This window comes from Streptomyces sp. NPDC050528, from assembly GCF_044457795.1.
In the GTDB taxonomy this organism is placed as follows: domain Bacteria; phylum Actinomycetota; class Actinomycetes; order Streptomycetales; family Streptomycetaceae; genus Streptomyces.
Genome location: NZ_JBITHH010000009.1, coordinates 160,168 through 183,850, shown reverse-complemented (window position 1 = coordinate 183,850; position 23,683 = coordinate 160,168). Strand labels below are relative to the sequence as shown.

Annotated in this window: 19 protein-coding genes and 3 pseudogenes; 11 read left to right on the top strand and 11 right to left on the bottom strand. The window is 69.5% G+C overall.

Annotation, left to right across the window (positions count from 1 at the left end):
• Positions 1–8: 8 nt before the first annotated feature.
• The 5 genes from ACIBK4_RS29955 to ACIBK4_RS29935 all read right to left on the bottom strand — a co-directional run bounded on the left by ACIBK4_RS29955 (position 9) and on the right by ACIBK4_RS29935 (position 5,379).
• The gene (locus ACIBK4_RS29955; RefSeq protein WP_398999497.1) at positions 9–1,238 is read right to left on the bottom strand and encodes a PP2C family protein-serine/threonine phosphatase; all 1,230 of its coding nucleotides are present in this window, start codon (positions 1,236–1,238) and stop codon (positions 9–11) included.
• 197 nt (positions 1,239–1,435) lie between these two features.
• A complete protein-coding gene (locus ACIBK4_RS29950) occupies positions 1,436–1,861 on the bottom strand; it encodes a hypothetical protein (RefSeq protein ID WP_398999495.1) in 426 nt (141 codons plus the stop codon).
• 93 nt (positions 1,862–1,954) lie between these two features.
• On the bottom strand, positions 1,955–3,175 hold the full coding sequence (locus ACIBK4_RS29945) for a low temperature requirement protein A (protein WP_398999493.1): 1,221 nt from the start codon (positions 3,173–3,175) through the stop codon (positions 1,955–1,957).
• A gap of 165 nt (positions 3,176–3,340) precedes the next feature.
• Entirely contained in the window at positions 3,341–4,507 is a 1,167-nt protein-coding gene (locus ACIBK4_RS29940; protein ID WP_398999491.1) for a PQQ-binding-like beta-propeller repeat protein, read from the bottom strand.
• 176 nt (positions 4,508–4,683) lie between these two features.
• The gene (locus ACIBK4_RS29935) at positions 4,684–5,379 is read right to left on the bottom strand and encodes a ScbR family autoregulator-binding transcription factor (RefSeq protein WP_398999489.1); all 696 of its coding nucleotides are present in this window, start codon (positions 5,377–5,379) and stop codon (positions 4,684–4,686) included.
• Between the two features lie 1,467 nt (positions 5,380–6,846).
• On the opposite strand from ACIBK4_RS29935, the gene ACIBK4_RS29930 reads away from it, so the two are divergent.
• The gene (locus tag ACIBK4_RS29930) at positions 6,847–6,969 is read left to right on the top strand and encodes a hypothetical protein (RefSeq protein WP_398999487.1); all 123 of its coding nucleotides are present in this window, start codon (positions 6,847–6,849) and stop codon (positions 6,967–6,969) included.
• A gap of 363 nt (positions 6,970–7,332) precedes the next feature.
• Positions 7,333–8,217: an SDR family oxidoreductase gene (locus ACIBK4_RS29925; RefSeq protein ID WP_398999485.1), complete on the top strand. Its 885-nt coding sequence runs from the start codon at positions 7,333–7,335 to the stop codon at positions 8,215–8,217.
• Between the two features lie 179 nt (positions 8,218–8,396).
• Here ACIBK4_RS29925 and add read toward each other — a convergent pair whose 3' ends face one another.
• Positions 8,397–9,434, bottom strand: a complete 1,038-nt coding sequence (add, locus tag ACIBK4_RS29920) for an adenosine deaminase (RefSeq protein ID WP_398999483.1) — start codon at positions 9,432–9,434, stop codon at positions 8,397–8,399.
• A gap of 58 nt (positions 9,435–9,492) precedes the next feature.
• On the opposite strand from add, the pseudogene ACIBK4_RS29915 reads away from it, so the two are divergent.
• Positions 9,493–10,257 (top strand): annotated as a pseudogene (locus ACIBK4_RS29915) (transposase); the annotation flags it as partial.
• Positions 10,258–10,328: 71 nt separating this feature from the next.
• On the opposite strand, the pseudogene ACIBK4_RS29910 reads toward ACIBK4_RS29915, so the two are convergent.
• Positions 10,329–10,439: pseudogene (locus ACIBK4_RS29910) on the bottom strand (IS5/IS1182 family transposase); the annotation flags it as partial.
• A 267-nt stretch (positions 10,440–10,706) separates the two neighbouring features.
• Here ACIBK4_RS29910 and ACIBK4_RS29905 point away from each other — a divergent pair.
• The 6 genes and pseudogenes from ACIBK4_RS29905 to ACIBK4_RS29880 all read left to right on the top strand — a co-directional run bounded on the left by ACIBK4_RS29905 (position 10,707) and on the right by ACIBK4_RS29880 (position 17,055).
• Positions 10,707–11,171 carry a hypothetical protein gene (locus ACIBK4_RS29905; RefSeq protein WP_398999481.1) on the top strand — a complete coding sequence of 155 codons (465 nt, stop codon included), beginning with the start codon at positions 10,707–10,709 and terminating at the stop codon, positions 11,169–11,171.
• Between the two features lie 791 nt (positions 11,172–11,962).
• Positions 11,963–12,672: pseudogene (locus tag ACIBK4_RS29900) on the top strand (DUF6192 family protein).
• Positions 12,673–12,674: 2 nt separating this feature from the next.
• Positions 12,675–13,085, top strand: coding sequence for a hypothetical protein (locus tag ACIBK4_RS29895; RefSeq protein WP_398999478.1), 411 nt, complete (start codon positions 12,675–12,677; stop codon positions 13,083–13,085).
• Positions 13,086–13,173: 88 nt separating this feature from the next.
• Complete coding sequence (locus tag ACIBK4_RS29890; protein ID WP_399000074.1) at positions 13,174–14,028, top strand: IS5 family transposase; 855 nt, start codon at positions 13,174–13,176, stop codon at positions 14,026–14,028.
• 357 nt (positions 14,029–14,385) lie between these two features.
• Positions 14,386–15,699 carry a cation:proton antiporter gene (locus ACIBK4_RS29885; protein ID WP_398999476.1) on the top strand — a complete coding sequence of 438 codons (1,314 nt, stop codon included), beginning with the start codon at positions 14,386–14,388 and terminating at the stop codon, positions 15,697–15,699.
• 417 nt (positions 15,700–16,116) lie between these two features.
• Positions 16,117–17,055, top strand: coding sequence for a bacteriocin fulvocin C-related protein (locus ACIBK4_RS29880; protein ID WP_398999474.1), 939 nt, complete (start codon positions 16,117–16,119; stop codon positions 17,053–17,055).
• Between the two features lie 64 nt (positions 17,056–17,119).
• On the opposite strand, the gene ACIBK4_RS29875 is transcribed toward ACIBK4_RS29880, so the two are convergent.
• The 3 genes from ACIBK4_RS29875 to ACIBK4_RS29865 all read right to left on the bottom strand — a co-directional run bounded on the left by ACIBK4_RS29875 (position 17,120) and on the right by ACIBK4_RS29865 (position 18,952).
• Positions 17,120–17,503, bottom strand: a complete 384-nt coding sequence (locus tag ACIBK4_RS29875) for a hypothetical protein (protein WP_398999472.1) — start codon at positions 17,501–17,503, stop codon at positions 17,120–17,122.
• On the bottom strand, positions 17,500–17,706 hold the full coding sequence (locus tag ACIBK4_RS29870) for a hypothetical protein (RefSeq protein WP_366432885.1): 207 nt from the start codon (positions 17,704–17,706) through the stop codon (positions 17,500–17,502). The genes ACIBK4_RS29875 and ACIBK4_RS29870 overlap by 4 nt, the downstream gene beginning before the upstream one ends.
• A 103-nt stretch (positions 17,707–17,809) precedes the next feature.
• Positions 17,810–18,952 (bottom strand): methyltransferase, encoded by a 1,143-nt coding sequence (locus tag ACIBK4_RS29865; RefSeq protein WP_398999470.1) that lies wholly within the window; start codon positions 18,950–18,952, stop codon positions 17,810–17,812.
• 353 nt (positions 18,953–19,305) lie between these two features.
• Here ACIBK4_RS29865 and ACIBK4_RS29860 point away from each other — a divergent pair, with 353 nt between their 5' ends.
• Positions 19,306–20,079, top strand: coding sequence for an NYN domain-containing protein (locus ACIBK4_RS29860; RefSeq protein ID WP_398999468.1), 774 nt, complete (start codon positions 19,306–19,308; stop codon positions 20,077–20,079).
• Between the two features lie 121 nt (positions 20,080–20,200).
• Here ACIBK4_RS29860 and ACIBK4_RS29855 read toward each other — a convergent pair whose 3' ends face one another.
• Positions 20,201–23,224, bottom strand: coding sequence for a lantibiotic dehydratase (locus ACIBK4_RS29855; RefSeq protein WP_398999466.1), 3,024 nt, complete (start codon positions 23,222–23,224; stop codon positions 20,201–20,203).
• A 283-nt stretch (positions 23,225–23,507) separates the two neighbouring features.
• Here ACIBK4_RS29855 and ACIBK4_RS29850 point away from each other — a divergent pair, with 283 nt between their 5' ends.
• The gene (locus tag ACIBK4_RS29850) at positions 23,508–23,660 is read left to right on the top strand and encodes a hypothetical protein (RefSeq protein ID WP_398999463.1); all 153 of its coding nucleotides are present in this window, start codon (positions 23,508–23,510) and stop codon (positions 23,658–23,660) included.
• The last annotated feature ends 23 nt before the right edge of the window (positions 23,661–23,683 follow it).

Here is a 23,683-nt window from a genome sequence, read left to right as displayed (position 1 = left end):
AGCCGTCGTCACAGACGCAGGACGACCAGGGCCGTGTCGTCGGTGTTGCCCTCGGCGGGGAGCAGGTCGGCGAGGAGGGCGTCGGCCAGGGGCTCGGGCTCCGCGTCCCGGTGGTGGGTGAGGGAGTCGGCGAGGCGGGCCAGACCGCGGTCGATGTCCTCCGTGCGCCGCTCGATCAGTCCGTCGGTGTACAGCACGAGGGTGGCGCCCGCGGGGAAGACGATGCTCGTCTGCGGTCGGCCGACATGCTCGGGTCTGGCGCCCAGGGGCGGGTCGGTGGCCTGGTCGAGGAAGGTCACCGTGCCGTCGGGGTGGAGCAGCGCCGGGGGCGGGTGACCCGCGCAGCTGTAGGTGATGGTGTGGTCGTCCCAGTCGATGAACGTCGTCACCGCGGTGGCGGACTCGGCGCCCTCGACGAAACGGGCGTAGAGACCGAGGGCCTCCAGGGCGGAGCCCGGCCCGTCGGCGACCCTGCAGGCCGCGCTCAGGGCGCTGCGCAGCTGGCCCATGGCGCAGGCGGCCGCCAGACCGTGTCCGACGACGTCGCCGACGGCGACCGCCATTCCGCCGTCGGGCAGGTCGACGAGGTCGTACCAGTCGCCGCAGACGTTCAGGGCGTCCAGGGCGGGCCGGTAGCGGACGGCCGCCCGGTGGTGGCCGACCGGTCGCGGCGGGGGCAGCATCGCGGCCTGCAGGGTCAGGGCCACCTCGCGCTCGTGGGCGTGTGCCCTGCGCAGCCGCTCGTTGACCTCCTGCAACTCACGTGCCCGGGTGAACAGCTCGGCTTCCAGTACTCGGGCCCTTCTGTCGCCGGCCCGGCCGTCGATGGCCCGGACGAACTCGGTGACCTCCTCCACCCGGTGGACGATCAGTGTCACTTCGCCGTTCCGGTCCCGGATGGGCGCGTTGACGGGGCTCCAGAAGTGCTCCACCCAGCGGCCGGGACGCAGGGGGTCCTCGATGTCGTATCGGAGCAGGGCCATGGTGTCGCGTTCGCCGGTGGTCGCCGCGCGCAGCATCGACTCCCGGGTCTCGCGCATGCCGGCCGCCGCCGGGTCCTTGGGGTTCTCGGGGAAGACGTCGAAGATGTAGCGGCCGACCAGCTCCTCGCGTTTGCGTCCCGACAGGCGCTCGAAGTCCTGGTTGGCGTCGACGTAGACCAGCTCGGGGGTGAGCAGCGCCACCATGCCGGGCAGGTCGCGGAAGACCGCCTCGTAGTCGATCTCCGGATCCTGCATGGCCTGCCCGTTTCGACGCCGAGGGTCACTGTGTCGTTCCACGATAGGAGGGATCTGGCCATGAAGCCCGGAAACGGCTCTTTTCGGTTCGGTGAGCAGTGACGATGGCGTCGGCCGTCACCCGACCGAGTGGCCTGCTCGGGGAGGGCGCCCTGGGCGGCCGCACGGTGGTATGGCCCGGCGAGCGGCCACGCCGTTCAGGATCCGGTCCGGGTCGGGCCGCCGATGTCCGTGCTGAGACGGCGGTAGGCGGCTCGGGCGTGGAGGAGCCGGGCCAGGGCCGTGCCCACCACGGCGGCGGTGAACAGGCAGCCGAGCCAGAACGCGTCGCGGTGCCCGGCCCAGGTGAGGGTGCCGGCGGGCGGGACGGCGAAGCCGTTGAGGAAGAGCCAGCACAGCACCGCGGTGCCGGGGGCCGCCGTGAAGCGGGCGCACAGGCCGAGCAGTACGGAGAGCAGGGACAGCGCGGCCAGCGCCGGCGACGGGCGACCGGGACCTACCAGCACATTGAGCAGCGCCACCAGCGCCAACGCGCCGCCGGATGCCGCGGCCCAGACCAGTGGTGTGGCCAGGGGCGAGGGGACGGGTCGTGCTCCGGTACGGAGAAGCACCCAGTCGATCATGCCTGAGACTCCTTCTGGTCGTCCCGCTCCTGCCGGCGGCGGGGAGGTCAGCCTGCCCGAGTCCGCGCCACCGGTACAACCTCGCCCGACGGCTCAAGTCCCGGTCCGCACCGCCCTCTTGGACGACTTCGTCGCCCGTCGCTCGTAGAGGACCGGCCACAGGGTGATCAGGACGAGCAGCCAGACCACGGTCACGGTGCGGACATGCGCGCCGAACGCCGCCAGCACCAGGGGCAGTACGCAGCAGGGGAGGGCCACGGACAGCAGCCACCGCCGTTCCCGCCCGGCCCGGCCGAGCCAGGCGAGTCCGCTGAGCATGAAGTACCCGGCCAGCGACGAGCAGAGCAGCCATCGGGTGGCGTCCGGCAACGTGTCCAGGTGTCCGGCCGCGGCTCCCAGCGCGGCGGCCAGGGCGGCGAGGCAACCGGACACGAAACAGTGCAGCGGCAGCGCCGCACGGGCGGGCAGCACCCCTGCCGCCAGCTGCGGCACTCCCGCATAGCCGTGCTCGAAGGACAACGTCCACAGCGTGGCCAGCAGGAAGAACGCCGCGACGGCGAGCATGTACAGCTTCTTGTCCCACTCCGCGTCCGACGTGGCTTCGACCACCTGGGCGACGCCCTCGCCCAGCACGATGATGACGAAGAGGCCGAGCCGCTCGCTCAGGTGCTCCGTCTGGGACCGCGCGAGCGACGTGCCCCGGGCGGAATCACGTCGGGCGGTCCGGCTGTCGTGGCGCTCCCGGGCTTGCTGGTGCTCGGCGAGGTCGCGTGCGGAGACCGCGAACGTGACGTACAGGTCCAGGGCGATACCGAGGGCCCAGAGCCAGTAGCGCGTCGGAGCGTGCGCCCAGAGGGAGACGGTCCACGGGATCACGCCGAGCGACATCTGAGCGGCCGGCCAGTCGACAAGGACCTGGCGACGGTGCTGCCAGGCCCGGCTCGCCAGCACCCGGATCAGGACGTAGGCGAGGGCGAACACCCGCGCGTGCCGGTCGTCCCCCTCGTGCACCCCCGACACCGCCGCGGCCATGACGGCCATGCCGAACATCGCGGCCAGCACCGTACGGACGTGGGTGTTCTCGTAGGCCACGTTCGCGTACAGGGTGAAGCAGATCCACGCCGTCCAGAAGGCCAGGAACAGCAGCGCGTACAAGCCCAGGTCGGACACATCCGGCACACCGTGCAGCAGATGCGCGATCTGCGCCACACCCGCTACGGCGACCAGGTCGAAGAACAGTTCCAGCCAACTGGCGTGCCGGTTCTCCTCCGAGGTCGGTTGCGGGGCCGGTGCGGTCGTACTGTCGTCGCTCACCGCATCACCATGCCCTGCCACCGACGACCTACGGGCCGGAAATCGCCGCGACCGGTTGCCGGACGTGCCCGATGAAGGGTGGGCGCACGGGCGACCGGGGTGCCGTCGCGTGGTGGGTGCGCGGGTGCCAGTGGTGGGGCCTCCTGGCCTCGGCCCACGTGCCGATCAGGCACGGACGCCCAGCAGACGCCCGTTCTGGAGACCGAAGTACAGGACGCCGTCGGCCACCGCGGGCGTGGAGAAGACCGGGCTGCCGGTGTGTGCCTGCCACTGTTCCTCGCCCGAGACCGCGTCCAACGCCCACATACGGCCGTCGTTCGTGCCGACGTACAGCGTGCCGTCCGCCACCAGCGGGGCCCACCGCACCCAGACACCTACCTTGCGACTCCACCGTCTCTCGCCGGACACCGCGTCGACGGCCCACAGATATCCGTCGCCGGTGCCGAAGTAGACGAGGCCGTCGGCCACCGCCGGCGTGGACTTCACCCAGGTGCCGGCCGGCAGCTTCCACCGGACCTGACCCGACGCCACGTCCATCGCCCAAAGGTGCCGGTCGGCGCTCCCGACGTAGAGGATGCCGTCGGCCACCACCGGAGAGGACCACAGTCCACTCAGCGTCTTCAGCTGCCACCGCACCTGGCCGGAGGCAGTGTGCAGGGCCCACAGAACGCCGTCGTCGCTGCCGACGTAGACCGAGTCGCCCACCACGATCGGCGAGGAACGCACGCCCGTGCCGACGCGGACCTGCCAGCGGCTCTTTCCTGAGACGGCGTCAACTGCCCGGAAGAAACCGTCGTTGCTGCCGAAGAGGACCATGCCGTCGGTGACCACCGGCGTGGACCGCACCAGACCATTCGTCCTGACCCGCCACCGCTCCCGGCCCGACACGGCGTCCACCGCCCACAGGCACTTGTCCCAACTGCCGATGTAGACAGTGCCGTTGGCGAAGGCGGGTGACGCGGCCACCACACCGCCGACCGTGCACTGCCAGCGTTCTTCGCCGGACAGGGCGTCGACGGCCCACAGGAGGTGGTTCCAACTGCCCACATACACAGTGCCGTTGACCACGACCGGCGACGATTCCTTCACCGCTCCGCCGGTGTCCAGCTGCCAGCGCACGGCACCGCGCTGCTCTCCGTCGCCGTCGGCGCTGTCGGCGGAGACGAGGACATAGGGCTTGATGACGACCGGCCGATAGGCGAAGTAGCCGAGCACCTCGATCGCGTTGAAAATCCCCAGGGGTACGAGGAGCAGTGCCCACCACGGCGTGAGTTGGCCCAGGAGGACGGATATCAGCGCGGCGACGCAGCCGATCCCTGAGCAACCGGCCACGAGAAGCTCAAGGGTTCCTTTGGCGCGAAGGCCTCGAAGTAGCATGGCCGACAACATATGATCACTCGGCCGCCGAATCGGTCAAGAACGCGGAAAACGTCAACACCCGTTGATCGGGCGGAACTTCGGTGCGGGGCGCTGTGCTGGATCGTCGTGCTCGGCCGACTGGCTCCCGCTCAGTGCGCGCCAACTCCTTCGCCCCCACTGCCGACTTGACCCTCCCGTGCTGCGGCTGCCGTGGTTTCGGTGTGAATGGCGTGGCCGCGTTGGGGGGTGAGATCGAGGGAGGTGAGGACCGAGGAGTGGACGATCGAGGGGAGGGTGTGGCGGAGGAGGGCGGAAACGCTGGTGGAGAGGTTTTGGTAATTGGTGGTCGCTTGCGACATGGCCTGCACGCCGGAGAAGGCACCGACGAGCACCTGAGCGGTCTCGGCGGGGTTGACGTGAGGGAGGAGTTCGCCTTGTTTCTGAGCCTTGTCGAGGAGGTCCTCGGTGATGCTGGTCCAGCGCTGGAAGGGGCCGGTACGGTCGAGGCCGTCGGCGCGCTGATCAAGGGTGAGGCGTGTGCCGGCCCGGACGAGGGGGTCGGTCTGGAGGCGGTAGGCGTGCAGCATGGTGGTGTCGATGAGCTCTTGGATTTTGCAGGGCCGGTCGGGGACGACGAGCGACTGATCCTGTCCGGCGAGCACGCCCAGGGCGAGTTGCTCCTTGGAGCGGAAATGGAAGTAGAGGGCACCCTTGGTCACGTTGGCGGTGGTGAGGATTTCGCTGATGGTGGCGGCTTGGTAGCCGCGCTCCTCGAAGACGGTGGCTGCGGCCATGAGGATGGTGTGGCGGGTGCGGATGGCCCGGTCCTGCTTGGGTTCTGGCATGTTCGGGCCCTTTCGTCGCGGGTCGGCTACCCGTCCGCTAAAAATACCGTCCAGTTCGTATAGTCTACGGCGCTGCGGTCGTCGTTGAGCCGTTCCGGGGCATTGGTTGTCGGGGTGTGTGGGGGAGTGGGGCGGGGAGGTTGGGCGGGTGGGTCGGGTACGGGGTACGCCCTTCGCGGGGCGGGCCGGGTGTGGTTGAGAGTTGGCGGTCACGGGCGGCGTCGATCGGCATCGGTAAGGCTGGTGCGGGGGAGTGCCGCAGTCGCGACTTCCAGTGGTGGGCGGTGTGGTTCGGCGGGCCGTGAAGTCGGTTGGTGGCCCTGGTGGTTGTGCGGTTGATCGCCGCTGAGGGCGAGGGGGAATCCGCCTTGGCGGTCGACTCGGCCTTGTTCCCGAGTTGTTGAGGAGGCGTCGTTGCCCCGAGGCGCACGGCGAGAGCCGGGCTGATCGGCTGAACCGCTCCCTGGCCGGCCCTCTTGCTCAGTCGCGGATCTCCGTTGCGGTGACTGTGACGTGGAGCGGCGGTTGGTCGTGCGGTCACGGAACGCCGTACGTCGGTGCGCCGTCTTGGCCTCCGCTCGGCTCCCGACCTGTCCGTCATCGCGTTCGGCTGACACGCATTCGCCATGTAGACGGGCCTGTTCGTGTTCGACGTTCCGCGGTGGTGGGGTTGTCGTCGGGTGGTCCGAGTAGTGGCCAGTACAACTGGGCCGAGACGGTGGCCTGCGTGTGTTCGCGGTGAGGGTGGTGGGGTGTGCTTGACGGCGTGTCGTTGAGGTGGGGAGGTAGAGGGGCTGGGCGGTGACCGTCTTCTCGTGGCGCGGTGGTGCGGTGGTGCGGTGGTGCGGTGGTGCGGTGGTGAGGGCGGTGATGCCGGGGTGGCTTGGGCTGTGGCTGACATTTCGTGAGAGGGGGGCTGGAGCTCTGGCTGCGTCGGGTCCGGCCCGGGAATGTCGTCCTTGAGGCTGGCAACGGTCCGTCTTTCGGGCCTGGGCATCGCGGTCGGGCCCCGACAGTAGGGCGACGCCGAGGCTGTTCTCCGCCGCTTGGGGTGTTATGGGGCGCCTGCCTGTCGAGGGCCGGGCCCGTCGGCGTGGTGAAAGCCGAGGCAGGCGGGTACGCATGTATCGACTCTTGCAGGAACATCCTCCGGCGGCGTGACGATCTCCGGGGGGTTGCCAGGACGACCGGGATGGCTGATTCCGCGGGCCCCTGACGGCGGAATGGGCTTCCAACATCGAAAAACCGTCCGTGCCGTTTTATGGAGGGGCGCGGGTCCCGTGACGGCCTCGTGCCCGGCGGCCTGGAACGCGGACCGCGTATCTGCTGTCGTCGTGGCCTTGCGGGGAAGTTGGGACGTGGACCCCGCCCCGCAGTGCGCGCATCACCCTGATGACCTATGTCCCGCAATTACGTGAGCTGATCGGTACGGCGTCGACCGAGCGGGAGTGAGAGAGCGAGGGAGTGGTGGCCAAGCACCTTCTGGCCTTCGTGCCCGGCGGCTATCGGCTGCAGGCGCGCGGCGGCACGGTCGACCACTGCGAGTTCGAGCGACGTGAGGACGCCGGGCGCCGGACCGGACGGTCGTAGGTGTCGCGGACCGCTGGAGACCTACGACCGGTGATGCGGGTCGGCCACTCAGCAGGTCGTCAACAACGCTCGGCCCGGGGCGCCTTCATGTGGCCGGACTAGGGGCTCGCCTGGTCGTGCAGCGCTGTTCCCCGGTCTTCTGTTTCCGATGAGTCCGACGACCCGATGGACATCGTCCAGCCCGGATCTCGCCGCATTCGGGTCTGCCCCGTCCGGCCAGGCTGGGCGGGACGGAAAGGGTAGAAGCGTGAGAATCTTCATCAAAGTGGCAAGAAGCGGAGAAGGCACGGAGAGACGGAGGCGTGGAGGGTTGGTTGACGACGGAACGCGGGGTCGTGGTGGGCCGGGAGCGGGGAGTGCCCGATGATCCTGGTGACGGGCGCGACAGGGACGGTGGGACGGGAAGTGGTCCGCTGCCTGCCTGGTGACCTGCGCGTGCGGGTCATGACCAGGGACCCGGCGAAGGCCGCAGGGGCGTTCCCGGGGGTGGAGGTGGTCGTCGGGGACTACACGGACCCGCCGTCTTTGGCCCGGGTGCTGCAAGGGGTGCGCACGGCGTTCCTCGTCACGACGCGAGTCGACGGCGACGACGACGACGCCCGCTTTGTCTCGGCCGCGCGTGCCGCCGGGGTGCGGCGGGTGGTGAAACTGTCCGCGGCGGCCGTTCTGGACCCCGGGGCCGACGACCTCATCACCCGTCAGCAGCGCGCCAACGAGGAAGTGTTGCGCGGCTGCGGCCTGCAGTGGACCTTGCTGCGCCCGCGCGCGTTCATGTCCAACTCCCTGTCCTGGGCCGCCCTCGTCCGCCGCGAACGGACCGTCCGCGCGCTGTACGGGACGTCGCCCAACGCCTGCGTGGACCCCCGTGACATCGCCGAGGTCGCGGTACGGGCCCTGACCGAGGATGTCCATGCCGGACACGCCTACACCCTGACCGGTCCGCAGGCGCTGACCGCCGTCGACCAGTCCCGTGAGCTGGGCCGGCTTCTCGGTATCCCCCTGCGCTTCGAGGAACTGACCCCGGACGAGGCCCGCGCCGCGCTGAGCAAAGGCTGGCCGCCCCCGGTCGTGGAGGCACTTCTGGCGAGCGCGGAACGGCAGAAGGCCGGCGCCAAGGCCCAGGTGGAGGACACCGTCCACATGGTGACGGGGCGTCCGGCCCGTTCCTTCAAACGGTGGGCCCAGGATCACATCGAGGCGTTCACTCCGGCCCTGGACGAGTCCGGGTCGCGGCGGGGGACGGTGTAACTCCCTTCCTGGTAATGGGTGTTGGGTTGTTGTTGGTTTGTCGGGTGTCTCTCGCCCCAGGGCGTTCCGGGGTGTGGAGGCCCTGCGGGCGCCGCTGATCCGGCACGCACGCGATCACCTTCCAGCGCTCCGACTAGAGGTTGTCCCGTGATCTCTGGCTGGTTGTCCCAGACGGCGCCCTATGGTGCTGCGGCCGACATGCTTGTTGGGTTGGGAGGCGTAGTTGCCTGGCCCGGGATGTCGAGCCATGCGTCGATGCGGGTGACCGCGCCTTCCACGGTGGCGCGCGGGGCGCCGGAGGCTTCGAGCGAGGTACGGGCCACGGCGGCGAGTTGGGGGTCGGTGAGGGCGAGCGCCGTGCGGGCTGTTTCGTACTCCTGCAGCAGACCCGGACCGAACAGGAGAGGGTCGTCGGCGTTGAGGGTGCACCGGACGCCTGCTTGCAGGAGCTGCGGCAGGGGGTGCGCAGGCAGGGATGCGACGACCCCGAGGGCGACGTTGGAGGTGGGGCAGACGTCGAGGACTATGCCTTCCGCGGCCAGGCGGGCAAGGAGAGCCGGGTCTTCGACTGCCCGTACGCCGTGGGCGATCCGTCGGGCGCCGAGTATGTCGAGTGCGGCGCGCACGCCGGCCGGGCCGGCGAATTCCCCTGCGTGCGGGGCGGGAATCAGCCCGGCATCGCGGGCAATGGCGAACGCCTCAGCGAACGGCTCAGGGGCGTGGCGGGCCTCATCTCCGGCCAGGCCGAAGCCGACCACCCCATTATCCGAGCGGCTAACCGCCAGGCGGGCGGCCTCGACCGCTTCCAACGGGTCCGCGTGGCGCCGGGCGAACACCAGGATGCCGAAGCCGACGCCCAGCCGCGCGCCCACGCGGCGGCCCTCGTCGATCACCTCGTCCAGGACGTCGAGCGCGGCGTCCGGATCGCCCTCATAGGTCAGGGGGTTCAAGTGCGGCTCGATCCATACCGCTCCGTCCGCGGCGGCGTCCTCGACCACCTCGCGTACCAGCCGCAGAAGGTTCCTGCGCGGGCCCTCGCGCACCACCCGGGCAGCGGCACCGTACAAAGCGCCGAAGTCCTCAAACGAGGTGAAGCCGCCTGCATCTGGCGGTCGTTCGCCACGCTCGCCTGCCAGCTCCGCGAGCGTGGCGGGACGCATCGCACCTTCGAGATGCAGATGGAGATGGGCCTTCGGTAGATGGTCCAGGCTTCGCATGGCGCCTCACTCTATGGCTACCCTCTTGACGGCCGTTGGGAGATGCAACCATCACTGCGTGGCTGGTGTGATCACGGCGTCGGTGCCGTCATGGATAGAGCCCTTCACGGGTCTGACCCCGCGCTGCTTCGCCAAGCCGGTAGCCGAGGTTCGACGCGAGCAGGCTGCGGATCAACAGCGCGGGCGTCCCTGGAGCCTGTCGCTGGAGGACCGTGTTCTGCTGGTGACCGCGTACTGGCGCACAAACTTGACGATGCGACAGCCGGCTCCGTTGTTCGGAATTTCGAAGCCGGCCGCAGACCGGATCATCGACCACCTCGGTCCACTCTTGGCGCTCCGGCAGCGAAGACGGTTCCGTAAGGACACGGTGCTCATCGTGGACGGGACCTTGGTGCCGACCCACGACCGCACGCTCGCCGAGCAGTCCAAGAACCATCGCTACTCCACAGCCCACCAGGTCGTCATCGACGCAGACACCCGCCTGGTCGTCGTGGTCGGCCGACCCTTGCCCGGTAACCGACACGACTCCCGTGGTTGAGAAGAGTCCGGAACCAAGGCCGCCGTCGGTACCACCATGACGATCGCCGACGGCGGCTACCAGGGGACCGCCCTGGTCATCCCACACCGACGCGAAAAGGGGAGCGGCCCGCCGACCTGGAAGGAGGAACACAACCGCTCACACAAGCGAGTTCGCGCCCGCGTCGAGCACACCTTCGCCCGAATGAAGGGCTGGGAGATCTTGCGTGACTGCCGCCTCAAGGGCGACGGCGTCCACCTCGCCATGCTCGGCATCGCCCGTCTGCACAACCGCGACCTCGGCGGACAGACAGCGGACAGCCGGGCCCGTCCGCATCAAATCGAAGATCACTTACGGGACAGCCTTTCGACCGTGTCCTACATGGTCAGTTTGAGGAGGCGCTTGTAGCAGCAGAGCGCGGCTGCCAGGCCGAGAAAGGCGAGGTAGTTGCCTGGTTTCCGTTCGTAGCGGGGGCTGAGTCTGCGGTAAGTGCCTGTGTCACATCCTCTTTCCGCAGGTCATGACGTATGAGGGCGGAGGGTGATCGGGGTTGCCGTTCGGTTCGGCGTCCACAGGACGTCGAACCGAACGGCAGGTGAGGGGTTGTCAGGTGGTTGCCGTGGGGGATGTCGCAGAAGGCGACCCCATCGGGACGGAGGGATGCGACGGAGGTCGGGAATGGCCGCGACCTAGAATCGCAGTGAGGGCGAAGCGCCAGGCCGAGATTCCGGCACCGGTGTGAGGGAGGGGCCAGGATGTTCGGTTGGAAGAAGAAGCTCAACGGTCTGTTCGGTTTTGACCAGTTCAACGATCTGACGGCGCAGCTCAGGCCCGACCTGAGTCGGGAATCGCTCGGCGTCGGGCCCGACTTCCCGGGCATTGCCCCGAACCCGTCCATGAGCAGTGATGCACGGAAGCGCAATGCGGAACTGCGTACGGGGGCGCTTGCGCTCGGCGTTCTCGTCGACTGGCGAGAGGTCAACAGCAATCCACGCGTGGTCCTGATGTTCGACGTGGAGACCGCCGGCGGCCGCTCGTTCCGCGGTATCGCAGACGAAGGCCTCACGATCACCGAGCTCACACGACTCGCCCCAGGACAGACGTTGCCCGTGCGCTACCGGCCGGCCGTCATGGACCACTACGTCGCCCTTGCCCGGGACGCGGACCCCGCCCACGTGCAGCAGCTCTCCGACGAGATCGCGAGACGCAAGCGGACCTGATCCGAAGGCATTTTTCGCAGGTCGGCGACTTGACGTTTCGGGCCGGTCGGCCCGAAACGTGGGCTGGGCGTACGGGGCTGGCGGTCGTACGGTGCTGTCATGGGCAGGGACACGGTGCCTCGGTGCGGCTGGCCGTCGTCGAGCCGGCGTCGGGCGGGCCGAGGTTGTGCCGGGGGTGCGGTGATCCGCTGATGCCGTCGGCGAAGCTGGCGGCGGTGTTGTGTTCGTCCGCCTGCCGTTCGCGGAGCTGGCGGCGGATACGGCGGGCGAGGTCGAGGACCGAGGCGGTGAAGGCCGCGGTGGGGGCCGTCTGCCCGCAGTGCGGGGCCGGCTGGACGGTCGGTGTCGAACATCCCGTCTCGGCGGTCTACAGCTCTCCCGTCTGCCGCAAACGGGCCTGGCACAGGCGGCGCACGGCTTCCGGCGGGATGTGAGCCGCGCGCCGCGAGGCCGTCCGGGCTGCTTCGGGCGCTGGGTCTCTGCGCTCTTCCCGCCGGGGGCGAGGCGGTCAGATGGTGCGAAGTGGAGGGTTTCCAGGGCGAGTTGACGGCACGGTCGGGTGTTGTCCCCGGGGGCTCGTGGGGGTGGTGTCCTGATGACCGGGATGGTCGGGAGTGTGACCCGGCAGCGCTACGACGAGCTCGTGGAACTGGGCCGGGGCTGGGTCGCGGAGATGAGCGCCGTCCAGTGGCGGCTGGGGGACGCGGCCGGGGAGATCGAGCCGATGCGCGCACGGCGGGACGAATCCGTCGGGGAGCGAGGAGTTGTTCACCGTCGGCGAGGCCCTGCGGATGTTCGCGGAGGACGTCGGCCTCGCCTGCACGACGGTGCGGGACTGCCGGTGGGTGGCCTCGCGCTGGCCGAAGGAGCACCGCCGCGCAGACGTCTCGCACACGATCCACAAGATCCTCGCGTCGATCCCGGACGAGAAGGAGCGGTTCGAGGCGGTCGCCAGCCCTCCGGCTCATCCGCGCGGGGGCCTGCGCGGTGGACGCACGACAGCGCGAAGCGGATCGTGGGCTGGAAGGTCGACACCCCCGAGAGCGTCCAGGAGAAGGTGGACGCGATCCATGACCTGGCCGCCGACGACCAGGTCGCGGCGCGGGTGGCCACCGATTTCCTGCGCCGGCCCGCGGTCGCCTCGAAGGCCATGGCCGACGACACCGCCCGGCACGCCGTGAACGAGGCGCAGTTCGACCGCTTCCGCCAGGAGGCCGCGTTCGTGCAGGACGAGGCGGCGCCGCTGCCGCAGTTGGCGCGGATGGAACACAACGTCCAGTTCATGGACCTGGTGTCGGCCTGCACGCTGTTCGTCGTCACCGCCGGGAGGATCGTGCCGAACCTGCGCGGGACGCCGTTCGACGACGCCGAACGCGAGACGGTCCTGCACGGCCTGACGAGGGTGCGGGCGTCGGCCGAGTGGATCGAGAATGCCGTGACCCGAGGCGAGGTCGACCTCGACGAGCAGCTCCAGAAGCTGCTGAAGGGCTCGGGCGAGTAGCCGTGGGGCGGGGCGTTCCCGCTCACGTCCACGCCGAAGCCATCCTGTCCGCCCTGCTGGAGGCCCGTCCCGCCGGACTGGCGATCGTCCAGCTCATGGCGGCGACCGAGCGCACCCGCGCACAGATCCCACACCGGTCTCGCGCATCTGCGCAAGGTCGCCGCCGCGAAGGGCCTGCCGCCGATCACCTGGGACAGGACCTGGGGCTACCGGATGCTGGGCGACGCACGGAGATCTGGATCGGCTACGAGCGGGCGTTCTTCGAGTCCACCCACCACCGGATCGTCTACTTCATCGAGGGCATCCTCCTCGCGCACCGCAAGAAGAGGCCCGACGACCCCTACATCCGCACGGTCATGGCGCAGATGGGCGTGATCGAGTCGACCCTGCACCTCCTCGCCGACCTGGAGTGACCTTTCCACAGGAAGGCGACGGGCCGCGACCGCCCCGCAGTTGGCTCCCCGAACCGGTCGCGGCCCGCCACCGCCATGCCCCCCGGACCTGCCCTGCTACCGCTACCCCTCCGACACCAGCGACCTCGAATGGGCGCTCCTGGAAAGGCTGTTGCCGGTTCCCGCCTGCCGGACCGCCAGGGGCGGAGCCCATGAGAAGTGGCCCTGCCGGCGTGTCGTCGACGCGATCCGCTACATCACCGACAACGGCGCGAAATGGCGGGCGCTGCCCGCCGACTTCGGCATCCCCTGGTGCACAGTTTTCGGATACTTCGCCCGCTGGGCGAAGGTCGGCGTCCTGCGGCACATCCTCGACCACCTCCGCCGGCGCCTGCGTATCCGGCGCCAGCGGTGTCCCTGGCCGGTCCGCGTGATCGTCGACTCCCAGTCCGTCAAGGGCGCCGAGACCGTCTCGAAAGCGACTCGCGGCTACGACGCGAATAAGCGTATAAATGGGAGAAACCGTCATATTCTGGTCGATCAGGACGGCCTTCTCGTCGACGTCCTCGTCACGCCCGCCGACGTCCAGGACCGCGACGCGGCCCGCACCCTCCTCGCCCGCCTGCACACCGAACACCCCGAGATCGTGCTCGTCTGGGCTGACAACGGCTACGGCGGCGAGGAGTTCGCCACCTGGGCACAGACCGAACTCGGCATCACCGTCAAGGTCGTCTCCCGCCCCAAGGACGCCAAAGGTTTCGTCCTGCTGCCGAAACGCTGGGTGGCCGAACGCTCAAATTCATGGACGATGCGGGCCCGCCGCAACGCGAGGGACTACGAGCGCCTTATGTCCCACGCCGAAGCCCACATCCAGTGGGCGTTCATCACCCTCATGACCCGTCGCCTCGCCCGCCGAAACCGCCGAGTTGAGCCGGTCCCCGCCCCTCTCGCGGCAGCGGCCTGACGATCTCCAACTACCGTTCGGTTGGGTGTCCACGGACGCCCAACCGAACGGCAACCCCGATCAACAACCAGCCTCATAGCGCCGCTACCTGAGGAAAGAGGATGTGACACAGGCACTAACCGGTCAGCCAGGACATGGTGCGCTCGATGACCCACCTGCGCCGGCCGAGTCGTTCGCCGACCCTCGCGCCCTCAACTCCCGCTGTCTCTACGGAGAAGCCCGGTGACCGCACACAGTGCGCGCCGTGTCTTCCATCTGTCCTGCCCCTGTACGGCTGACTGCCCGCCGTCGGCATGCCGCAGCGCCACCGTTGCCCTGCTCCCGGGCCGGAACCCACTCCTATGGAGACGCATCGCCATGACCACCCATCAGACCTCGTCCCTCCTCCTGGGCCTGGCCGCCATCGTGCTGCTGGCCCGCCTGTTGGGCGCGCTGGCCCGGCGCCTGAACCAGCCCGCGGTGATCGGCGAGGTCCTCGCCGGCATCGCGCTGGGCCCGACGCTCTTCCACGGCGCGCTGTCCGACGCGCTGTTCCCGCCCGGTATCCGCCCGCTGCTGGGCGCCCTGGCCGCGGTCGGCGTCGCGGCCTTCATGTTCCTGGTCGGCCTGCAGTGGGACCCCGCGATGATCCGCGGCAGCGGAAGCCTCGCCGCGACCGTGTCGTTCAGCTCCATCCTGCTGCCGTTCGGCCTGGGCATACTGCTCGCGCTGCACCTGACGGACGACTACGGCACCGGTGACCGGACGGCGTTCATGCTGTTCATGGGCATCGCCATGTCGATCACGGCGTTCCCGGTGCTGGCCCGCATCCTCACCGACCGGGGCATGGCCCGCTCCCCGCTCGGGGTGGTCGCGCTGGCCTGCGCGTCCATCGACGACTTCCTCGCCTGGTCGCTGCTGGCCGGTGCGGTCGCCGTCAGCGGTTCGGCCGGCCCCGACCAGTGGCGCATCCTGCTCGCCGTCCCCTATGTGTTGGGCATGTTCTTCGTCGTACGGCCCTTGCTGCGCCGTTCGGTGGCCCGCCGCCCCGCCCTGACGCTGACCCCGACCGTGTTCGCGGCCGTCCTGGTGGGCCTGCTGTTGTCGGCCGCCGCCACCGAGTGGGTGGGTCTGCACTACATCTTCGGCGCGTTCCTCTTCGGCGTGATCCTGCCGCGCACCGGCGGCGAGCGGCTGCGCGTCGATGTCCAAGAGCGGCTGGGCGAGTTGAGCGACACTCTGCTCCTGCCGGTGTTCTTCCTGATCGCCGGTCTCCAGGTCGACCTGTCCGGGCTGGACGCGGGCGCCCTGGGCACGCTGGGGCTCATCCTGCTGGTGGCGGTCGGCGGCAAGTTCACCGGCGCGTTCGTCGCCGCCCGTCTCAAACGGTTGCCGCTTCGGCAGTCCGCCGCGCTCGCGACGCTGATGAACACCCGAGGCCTGACCGAGCTCATCGTCCTCAACGTCGGCCTCCAACTGGGCTTCCTGGGCCGGGACTTGTACTCGCTGATGGTCGTCATGGCCATCGTCACGACCGCGATGGCGGGTCCACTGCTGAGCTGGATCGTCGGGCGCCCCGGGGACACCTCCCACCTCTCTGGCCGGCCGGAGGAAGCCGCCGTACCCGAGCGCACGGCGAACTGGCCAAAGCGGCGTTCAGCGGGGTCCAGCACAACTTCTGTGAACCGGTGACGCGTTGTAGTCGTTGATCTCCCTTCCGGTGGTGTGAATGTTCACCGTGATGACGAGTCTTGGACGGATTTCAGGGGCGAGTTCGAGATGCAAATTGAGAGAACGGTGAAGGGGAATGCGCATCCGGCATGTAGGCGAATGCCGTGAAATGAGTATTGGTTGGGAGGACCGAGGGGCTGCTACATGATTGTCGCGCTGACCTCCGAGTTCGGCAGTGTCGTCGAAGTCGCCTGTGAATGTGCAACGTTTCGATCCTCATCAAAGTGATTGACGCTTCCGGACGCGTGAGCAAATGATTTCTCTTCAGGGGCCCGAGGCGCGCAAGGGTGCTGAACCGCGCGCTGCGGATCGGCGTGAAAACGCACACCGGACGGGCGCCATGGGACGGGCTGGCACATAAATACGGGGGAGAAGCTTGTGACCGAGTGGATATTGGCCTTCGACGCCGACTGCCGATTCTGTCAAGAAGTGGTGGACCGGGTTCGCGCGTCCGTCGACGGCACGTTGACCACCGCGGGGCTCACGGAACCCCGTATTCGTGGCCTGCGCGTGCGTGCCCTGGGGGACGGGGCCGAGTGGGCCCCGACCCTGTTGGCGGTCGACAGCGACGACGTGAAGGCCTGGACCGGAACCGCGCTGTCTCTGCGCCTGGCGCGGCTGTTGGGGCCTTCGGACTCGCTGAGGGTGGTGCGTGCGCTTCGCGATCTCGATGTGCTGCGGTCCCCGAGCCGTCGAGGAATCCTCAAGGCCGTGCCGGGTCTGGCCCTGGGCACGTTTCTGGTCACCGGCGGCCTGGCAGCCTCACCCGCGCAGGCTGTGACCCGCTCCAGGGGCAGCAAGGCGTCGCGATGGGTGAAGGCCAACCGCGACCGGCTGCCCTCCGGCTACGCCGAGTTCGTCTCCTACCCCGGGGACTATCGGCGCGCCATCTACGGCGCACTGTCCGTTTCGGCGCGGAGCGATCTGTGGGTGGCGCACTTCGCGAACTACCGGAAGACACACCCCGGTCTGTCGGCCGAGCAGTCGGCCCTCCTCGACGACGTGACGCGGCAGGCACCGCGGATCATCGCGGGGCGTCAGCAAGGAGCAGCCGTCGAAGGGCTGGAGACGGCGGCTGTGGCGGCGTTCGGCGAGAGCGGAGCGCGGGCGATTCTCATGGCGCTGGGCCCGGCCGACACGCAGACCGCGGCGCCTCGGAGTGATCGGAGCGCCCAGGTCATGGACTGCAATTCCCAGTGCGCGGGGACGGGCAGCTGCGACATGGTGTGCTACGCCTCACCGTGGTGGTGCAACTGGACCGACTACGGCTGCGGTCCCCTGTGGCTCGGACCGTGCAGCGGGGTGTGCACCTCGTGAAGGCACCCCTGCTCGGGTAGCTCGCGCCTTCCCACTCCGGCCGTTCGGCCTCGGGCGGGCAGCGTCACTCGCCGCGCCAGGACTCCAGTCGCTGTGCGACGGTGCGCAGATCGGCTTCCTGGGTACGGACCGCCTGGGCGAGTTCGTACAGATCGTCGTCCTTGGCCCGGAGGGGCTGGCCGGAGACGTGCATGTACTGGCTGGCGCAGGCCCAGCCGATGACCAGGTTGTAGTCGGTGAACGGCCTCAGGAGCAGCGCGGTGTGCAGGAAGGTCGCGGCCCGGGCGGCGGCCTCCTCGTAGTAGAGGACGCCGCGCTCCCGCTCGAACGTGTGCCGGTCGGCCATGAAGCCCAGTGCGCCCCAGTCCGCGATGGGCACGTTGAGCGGGGAGATCGCCGACTGGATCTGCAGGACCCATCCGACGTCGACACGGATGATCGGGCTCACCGCTGTCCCTCGGGGAAGCGAGCCACGACACCGGGCAGTACCCGGGCAGCTTCCTCGACCGCCCCTTCCACGAAGGCGAGCCGGTCGGCTTCCTGGACCGTCACATCATGCACGTGCTGCTTCAGACTCCGGCCCGTCAGCGCCGCTCGATCGCGCAGCCGTGCCATCTCTTCCTCGGTGAATTCCACATTGAGTGCAGGCATGGACCCAAGGTACCGCACCCGGTACCGGATGCGGTACCTGCTTCGCGAAGCCGAGATCGGAGGTGTGTGGCGTTCCGACGCGGCCCGGTCGTCGCGACACCCCTCAGCCCTCAGCCGACGCTGTCAGACGCCAGAGGGACGTTGTCTCGGCGCTTCGTGCCGCGTGGAGTGGGTCGGTGGCGTCCTTGGAACGTGGGTGCCGGGGCCTGATGTCGATCCTGTCCACAACGCGGAGGTGTGCTGCCTGGATGGCGTCGAGCAGTTGCCGGCGCGTCCGGAGGCCGAGGTGCTCTGCCAGGTCGGACAGGATGAGCCAGCCCTCGCCACCTGGCCGAAGGTGGGCGGACAGACCGGCGAGGAAGCCGTGGAGCATGGTGCTGTCCGGGTCGTAGACGCCTTGCTCGATGGGGTTGGCCGGACGGGCGGGGAGCCAGGGCGGGTTGCACACGACGAGGTCGGCGCGGCCTTCGGGGAACAGGGTGGGACCCGACACCTCGATACGGTCGGTCAGCGCGAGCCGGTGGGCGTTCGCCCTGGCGCAGGCCAGGGCGCGCGGGCTGATGTCGGTGGCCACCACGCGGCCGATGCCGCGGCGGGCCAGGACTGCCGCGAGGACGCCGGTTCCCGTGCCGAGATCGAACGCCGTACTGGTGACGGGACTGCGCCGGGCCACCGGTGGCAACGGCGTACGGGCGACCAGGTCGACGTACTCGCCCCTGACCGGCGCGAACACGCCGTAGTGCGGGTGGATGCGAGCGCCGAGCGCGGGCACCTCGACGCCGGTCGAGCGCCACTGGTGAGCGCCGATCACGCCCAGCAGTTCCCGGAGAGAGACCACCGTGGGGCCGGCCGGGGGGCCGTAGGCCTCAAGACACGCCTGACGGACGTCGGGAGCCCGGGGCAACGCCAAGGCGTGGTCGCCGTCCAGCAGCACCACGAGCTTTCCGAGCACACGGGCACGGTGACTGCTGCTGCGCCGGTGCAGGTGGAAGGTGTCGCTCAGGGACGTGCCGGACTTGGGCGTTCCACGGTCGATGCGGCGGCCCATCGCCCGTAGCAGTTGCCGGGCGTTGTGGAAGTCGCCCTGCCAGAGCAGCGCCGTTCCCTCACACGCCCGGCGGTAGGCGTCGTCGGCCTTCATCCGGTCGTCGGCGAGGGCGGTCCGTCGTGGAAGGGGGGTGTAGTTCTCGGAATGCCAGCGGGCGGACTGCTGAGTGTCGCCCGTGGTCCAGTTGATGGTGGACACCACGTACTCCTCGTGATCGAACGTGCGGGGGCACGAAGAGCACTTCGACGAGGAGCAGGCCGAACGCACGCCGGTCCATCGGACGGGCGTGGGCGCTGAGGCAGGTGGTGGCTACCGCTCTCGCGTCGAAGCGCGCGAGCAGACGTCCCAGACAACCATGCCGAGCATCAGGGTCAGCCCTTTCAGAGGAGGGGCAGCAGGCTCGCACAGGTGTTGCCCGGCTTCCAAACACACGAGCCCGGTCAGGTCGGAGGGCGGGTCCTTTTCGGGCCGGGAGACGATCCGACGGTGACGGCGCCCTGGGAACTCCTGCACCCCCGACCGGGCCGACGGCTGCGCTACGGTCGGGTGTCGTGGAGAACACAGCGAAACTGGCGGTACTGATCGACGCCGACAACGCCATGCCCTCGGCCCTGGAGGAGCTGCTGGCGGAGGTCGCCAAGTACGGGACGGCTCACGTCAAGCGTGCCTACGGCGACTGGACCGGGACGCAGCTGAAGGGCTGGAAGGACCAACTGCTCGCCCAGTCCATCCAGCCGATCCAGCAGTTCGCCTACACCACCGGCAAGAACGCCACCGACTCCGCGATGGTCATCGACGCGATGGACCTTCTGTATTCGGGACGCTTCGACGGGTTCTGCATCGTCTCCAGCGACAGCGACTTCACCCGCCTCGCGGCCCGGCTCCGCGAGTCCGGCCTGACCGTGTACGGATTCGGCGAACGCAAGACGCCCAAGCCGTTCGTCGCGGCTTGCGACAAGTTCATCTACGTCGAGAACCTCAAGGGCGTCACCGCCCCGGCTGAGGAAAAGCCGACCGCGCGGGCCACAGTGGCCAAGCTGAAGAGCGACACCGCGCTGGTCAATCTCCTTCGCCACGCGGTGGAGGCGGCCTCCGACGACGACGGTTGGGCCCACCTCGCGAATGTAGGCCACATCATCACCAAGCAGCGCTCCGACTTCGACACCCGCACCTACGGCTACACCAAGCTCAGCGATCTCCTGGCCGCCACCACTCTGTTCGAGCTGGATCGCCGTGACTCAGGCGGCGGCAAGACGACCGCCATCTATGCCCGCGACAAGCGCCACACGGGCAACGGTTCCAAGCAGGCGACACCGGAGAGCTGACCTTGGCGCTCCGGCGAGCCGGGTGCCCTCCGGAGAAAGACTGCGGCCGCTGTCCGGCCCCACCGCTGGGTCATACGGTGTGCGGTCGGCCGGAGTGTGGGTGGGTCGGGCGCTGTCGTGGTCACGATGTTCGCCTCGCTCGTGCCGTCCGGCTCAGTGCGGCGGCTCTGGCCAGGTGCAGGTGCGCGCGTTCCTCGGGTAGTCCCGGCCCGTGCATGCGGACGTGGTGGAGGTGCAGCAGTTCGGGGAGCAGGTCCTGCGGGGGCAGCGTTCCGGCGTCCTCAAGTGCGTTGCGGTAGGCGGCCAGCGCGGTGCGGCGTGCGGCCCAGCTCGCGGTGATGTGCGGGTCCAGCGGCGGGGTGCCGGGGACGGTCGTCAGGGCGATGGTCTGGTCGTAGACCGCCCGGGGCGGGGCGTTCCTGTCCGTGTGGGTGTGCGCGACCAGCCAGCGCATTGCCGTCGTGTCGTCGCCGAGGAGGCCGACGGCGATGTCCACCATGCTCGCGGCGGTCACCGCACGAGCGTCGGGAGCGCCCGGAACGGTCTGCGCGGACAGTTGCGCGAGGGCGGCGGCGGAGTCGGCGGTGAAATAGTCCTCGGCCGCTTCCGCCGCTGCGGGACCGCCGTAGCGCGCGGTCTGTGGGTAATAGGTCTCCAGGCCGGCGTGGGTGATCAGGCCCGCCTGCCGAAGCTGCCGGGTCCACTCGCCGATCCGCTCGACAGCGGTGCCGAGTGAACCGGGCGCGCAGGTCAGGCGGAGACGCAGGTGGTCCTCGGGATCGCGGTCGCGGACGAACCACCAGCGGGGTGCTCCCAACTCCCCGAGCAGGGAGGGCAGATGGCGGGTCAGGAGCGGATCCTGACGGTCGCGGTGTCCGTGCAGCCGGAGGGAGAGCAGGTTGCCGCAGCCGGGCAGTCGGCCGTGTTCCCGGCCGGTGACGTCGCCCAGTTCGCGGACCGGTGCGCGGGTCTGGTCCAGCGCGGCCAGCGGGATGACGATCTCGTGGGCGCGTCCGCCGGTCCAGCCCAGGTCGCCGGGCTCGGGTGCGGGACGTAGCAGCGCCTTGCCGTCGCGCTCCACGTGGGTACGGAGCAGGACCCGGTGCGCGGACTCCGTCAGGTCCAGGTTCATGCGCCGGTCTCCGTCGCCGAGGTACACGTGCTCGGGCAGGCGGACGTCACGACGCCACTCGGTCAGTGCCTTGTCCCACTGCGGCCAGGGCGTCCGCGCGTCGGGCAGGTCGTCGTGGCCGAGTGTCCAGCGGGCCGGGGACAGTACGGTGCGCCCGTAGCGCAGTCCGGGCAGGAACGGCAGGCCGGAAACGGCGGCTCCCCATGAGAACCCGGTGCACGGGACGGCCAGTGCCACCGGTGCCTCGATCAGGAACCTCGCCAGCGGATGGGTGTGCTGGGTCAGATCCACCGCGTTCGGCAGCACCGTGTGCACCGGGCGGCGGCGGGAGACCGAGACCAGGTGCAGTTGCTCGGCATCGGCGGTCACCGCCAGGTCCGTCACGGGCAACTGGCCTGTATCGGGGCCGTGTTGGTCGCCGAGGGGGATGACCCAGTCCGCCACCTGTGCAGTGCGCGCGACGTTCACGGAGCGTATGTACAGCGGAGTGGTACTGATCTGCGCGATCAGCGCGTCCTGTTGTACGCCGGGCAGGCCTGCGTACACGTCGGTCATGCGGTGGCGGTCGTCGGCGTCGAACAGGTGGAGAAAGCGCCCGGTGCCGACTCCGGCCGCGCGGGCCACCCCGACGACGTGCAGGGTGAACTCCCCTTGCTCCAGGGCGGATACGCTCGCGGCGTGGATTCGTACGGTCACCTCGGTGCTCGGCTGCACGGGTGCACCGGGATCCGTCACCGCCAGTTCCTCGATCGCGGCGTCATCGAGTCGGACGTGGCGTCGGCGCCTCGTCCCGGCGGTGTACGCGACCCCCAGCAGCCGGGTGTCGCGGGCGGTCAGCGTCGGACCCGGCGACGCGAGCGGGGACCCGAGGTAGCCGGACGGGTAGCCGAGGAGGTCGATGGCGTCCAGGACGGGTACCACCGCTCCCGGGCCGTAGCGATCGAGGAAGCGGCCGTGCCAGGCGATCCACCCGGGGCTCAGCGCCGCGCGCGGTGCCAGGCGGGTGAGGACCGCGGCGGCCGACGCCACCTCCTCGGCCACTGCCTCCGGTATCACCAGGTCCCAGTCCAGCCGCAGGTCGAGGGCGAGCGCGGGTTGCGCGGCGGGACACAGACGTGTCATCGCGGCCGTCACGTGTGCGCGTTCGGTGCGGGCGCCCGCAGGGGCGGCGACCGCGTCGTCGTGCCGTGCCAGTCTCGCCGCGATCTCGCGCAACGCGGTGGCTTCGGCCCCGGGCAGCTGTCGTACCTGTGCGAGCAGGGTGGCGATCGGGTCGGTGGCCGTGACCGCGGACCGTAGACCGGTGATCAGGAATCGCTGTCGTACCAGGTTCGCGAGGAGGTTCTCGATCGCCGTGGGCGAAGCGTCAGGGAAGCCCGTGGCGAGGGCTTCGGCGAGAACTGCCCACACAACAGGCTCCCGCGCGCCGTCCATGGCCGTGCGGACCGGCGCGGTCGCGCGTATCTGTACGTGCGCGGGGCTGCCGCCGGTCTCGTTGCTGGAGCGGTGCTCGATGATCAGGCGTCCGTCGCGCTCGAACGCGAGGCTTGAGGCGAGCAGCGTCAATTGGGGCCGGAGCAGCCGGTGTTGCTCCCACTGGTCGACCAGTGCGGCGGTCCATGCCGCGTCCGGTCTGGTGACCGCCCGGTGCCCGGTGCCCGCGCGCAGCAGGGGAGCGGCCCCGGTGCGGGCGGCCTGGACACCGGCGAACAGGCCGAACGGAGTGGCACGTGAGCGGGCGCGCAGCAGGTAGCGCACCACCGAAAGCACCGCGCGCCGCACGGCGGGGTCCGCCACCGGTTCGCCGGCGCAGATCTGGTGGACCCGTCTCGCGAGGTCGGGGCTGGAGAACTCGACCGCGGTGGCGAATTCCGTTGCCTGCCACATCAGTTGAAGCCACGCCCGCCACGCCTCCGTGTGCGCGGACGGGCCGGTCAGGTCCGGCCAGACCATCGGGTGGTCGGGACCCTGTACCGCCGCCCGGACCACGGCCGCATCGGCATGGCGGTACAAACGGCCCCCCAGCTGCACAACGGCGGTGTCCTCTGTGTGTTTCGAACCGCCCGGTCATTTTTCCAAACGGCCCGATGGCGAGGGCGATTATGAGTCATGGTCATTTGCGCGGCTGCTGCATCGCACCGGTGCCGCGGCGCCGCCATGAGCCGCCGGTCTGGCTGAATGCCGTCCCAACTAAACGACGGCGTAGGGGCTGTTGACGCCCGCGCGGTCTGGCTACCGTTGGCGCCACGCACGGCAAGCGGCACATTCCCATCACGTATACGAAGGGGAGAAAATCATGACTGCTGCGTCTCCTGAGAAACTCGCCGACGAGGAATTCGGTGAGCTCGAAGAACTCCAAGTGATCGATTCCAGCGAGCTGAAGCTCGGTGCGGCCTACCACACGTACACCTACATCGCGGCGGAGAGCACGGAGGACATCCCCGACTAGCACGCCGGGGAGCCGAGGCGACT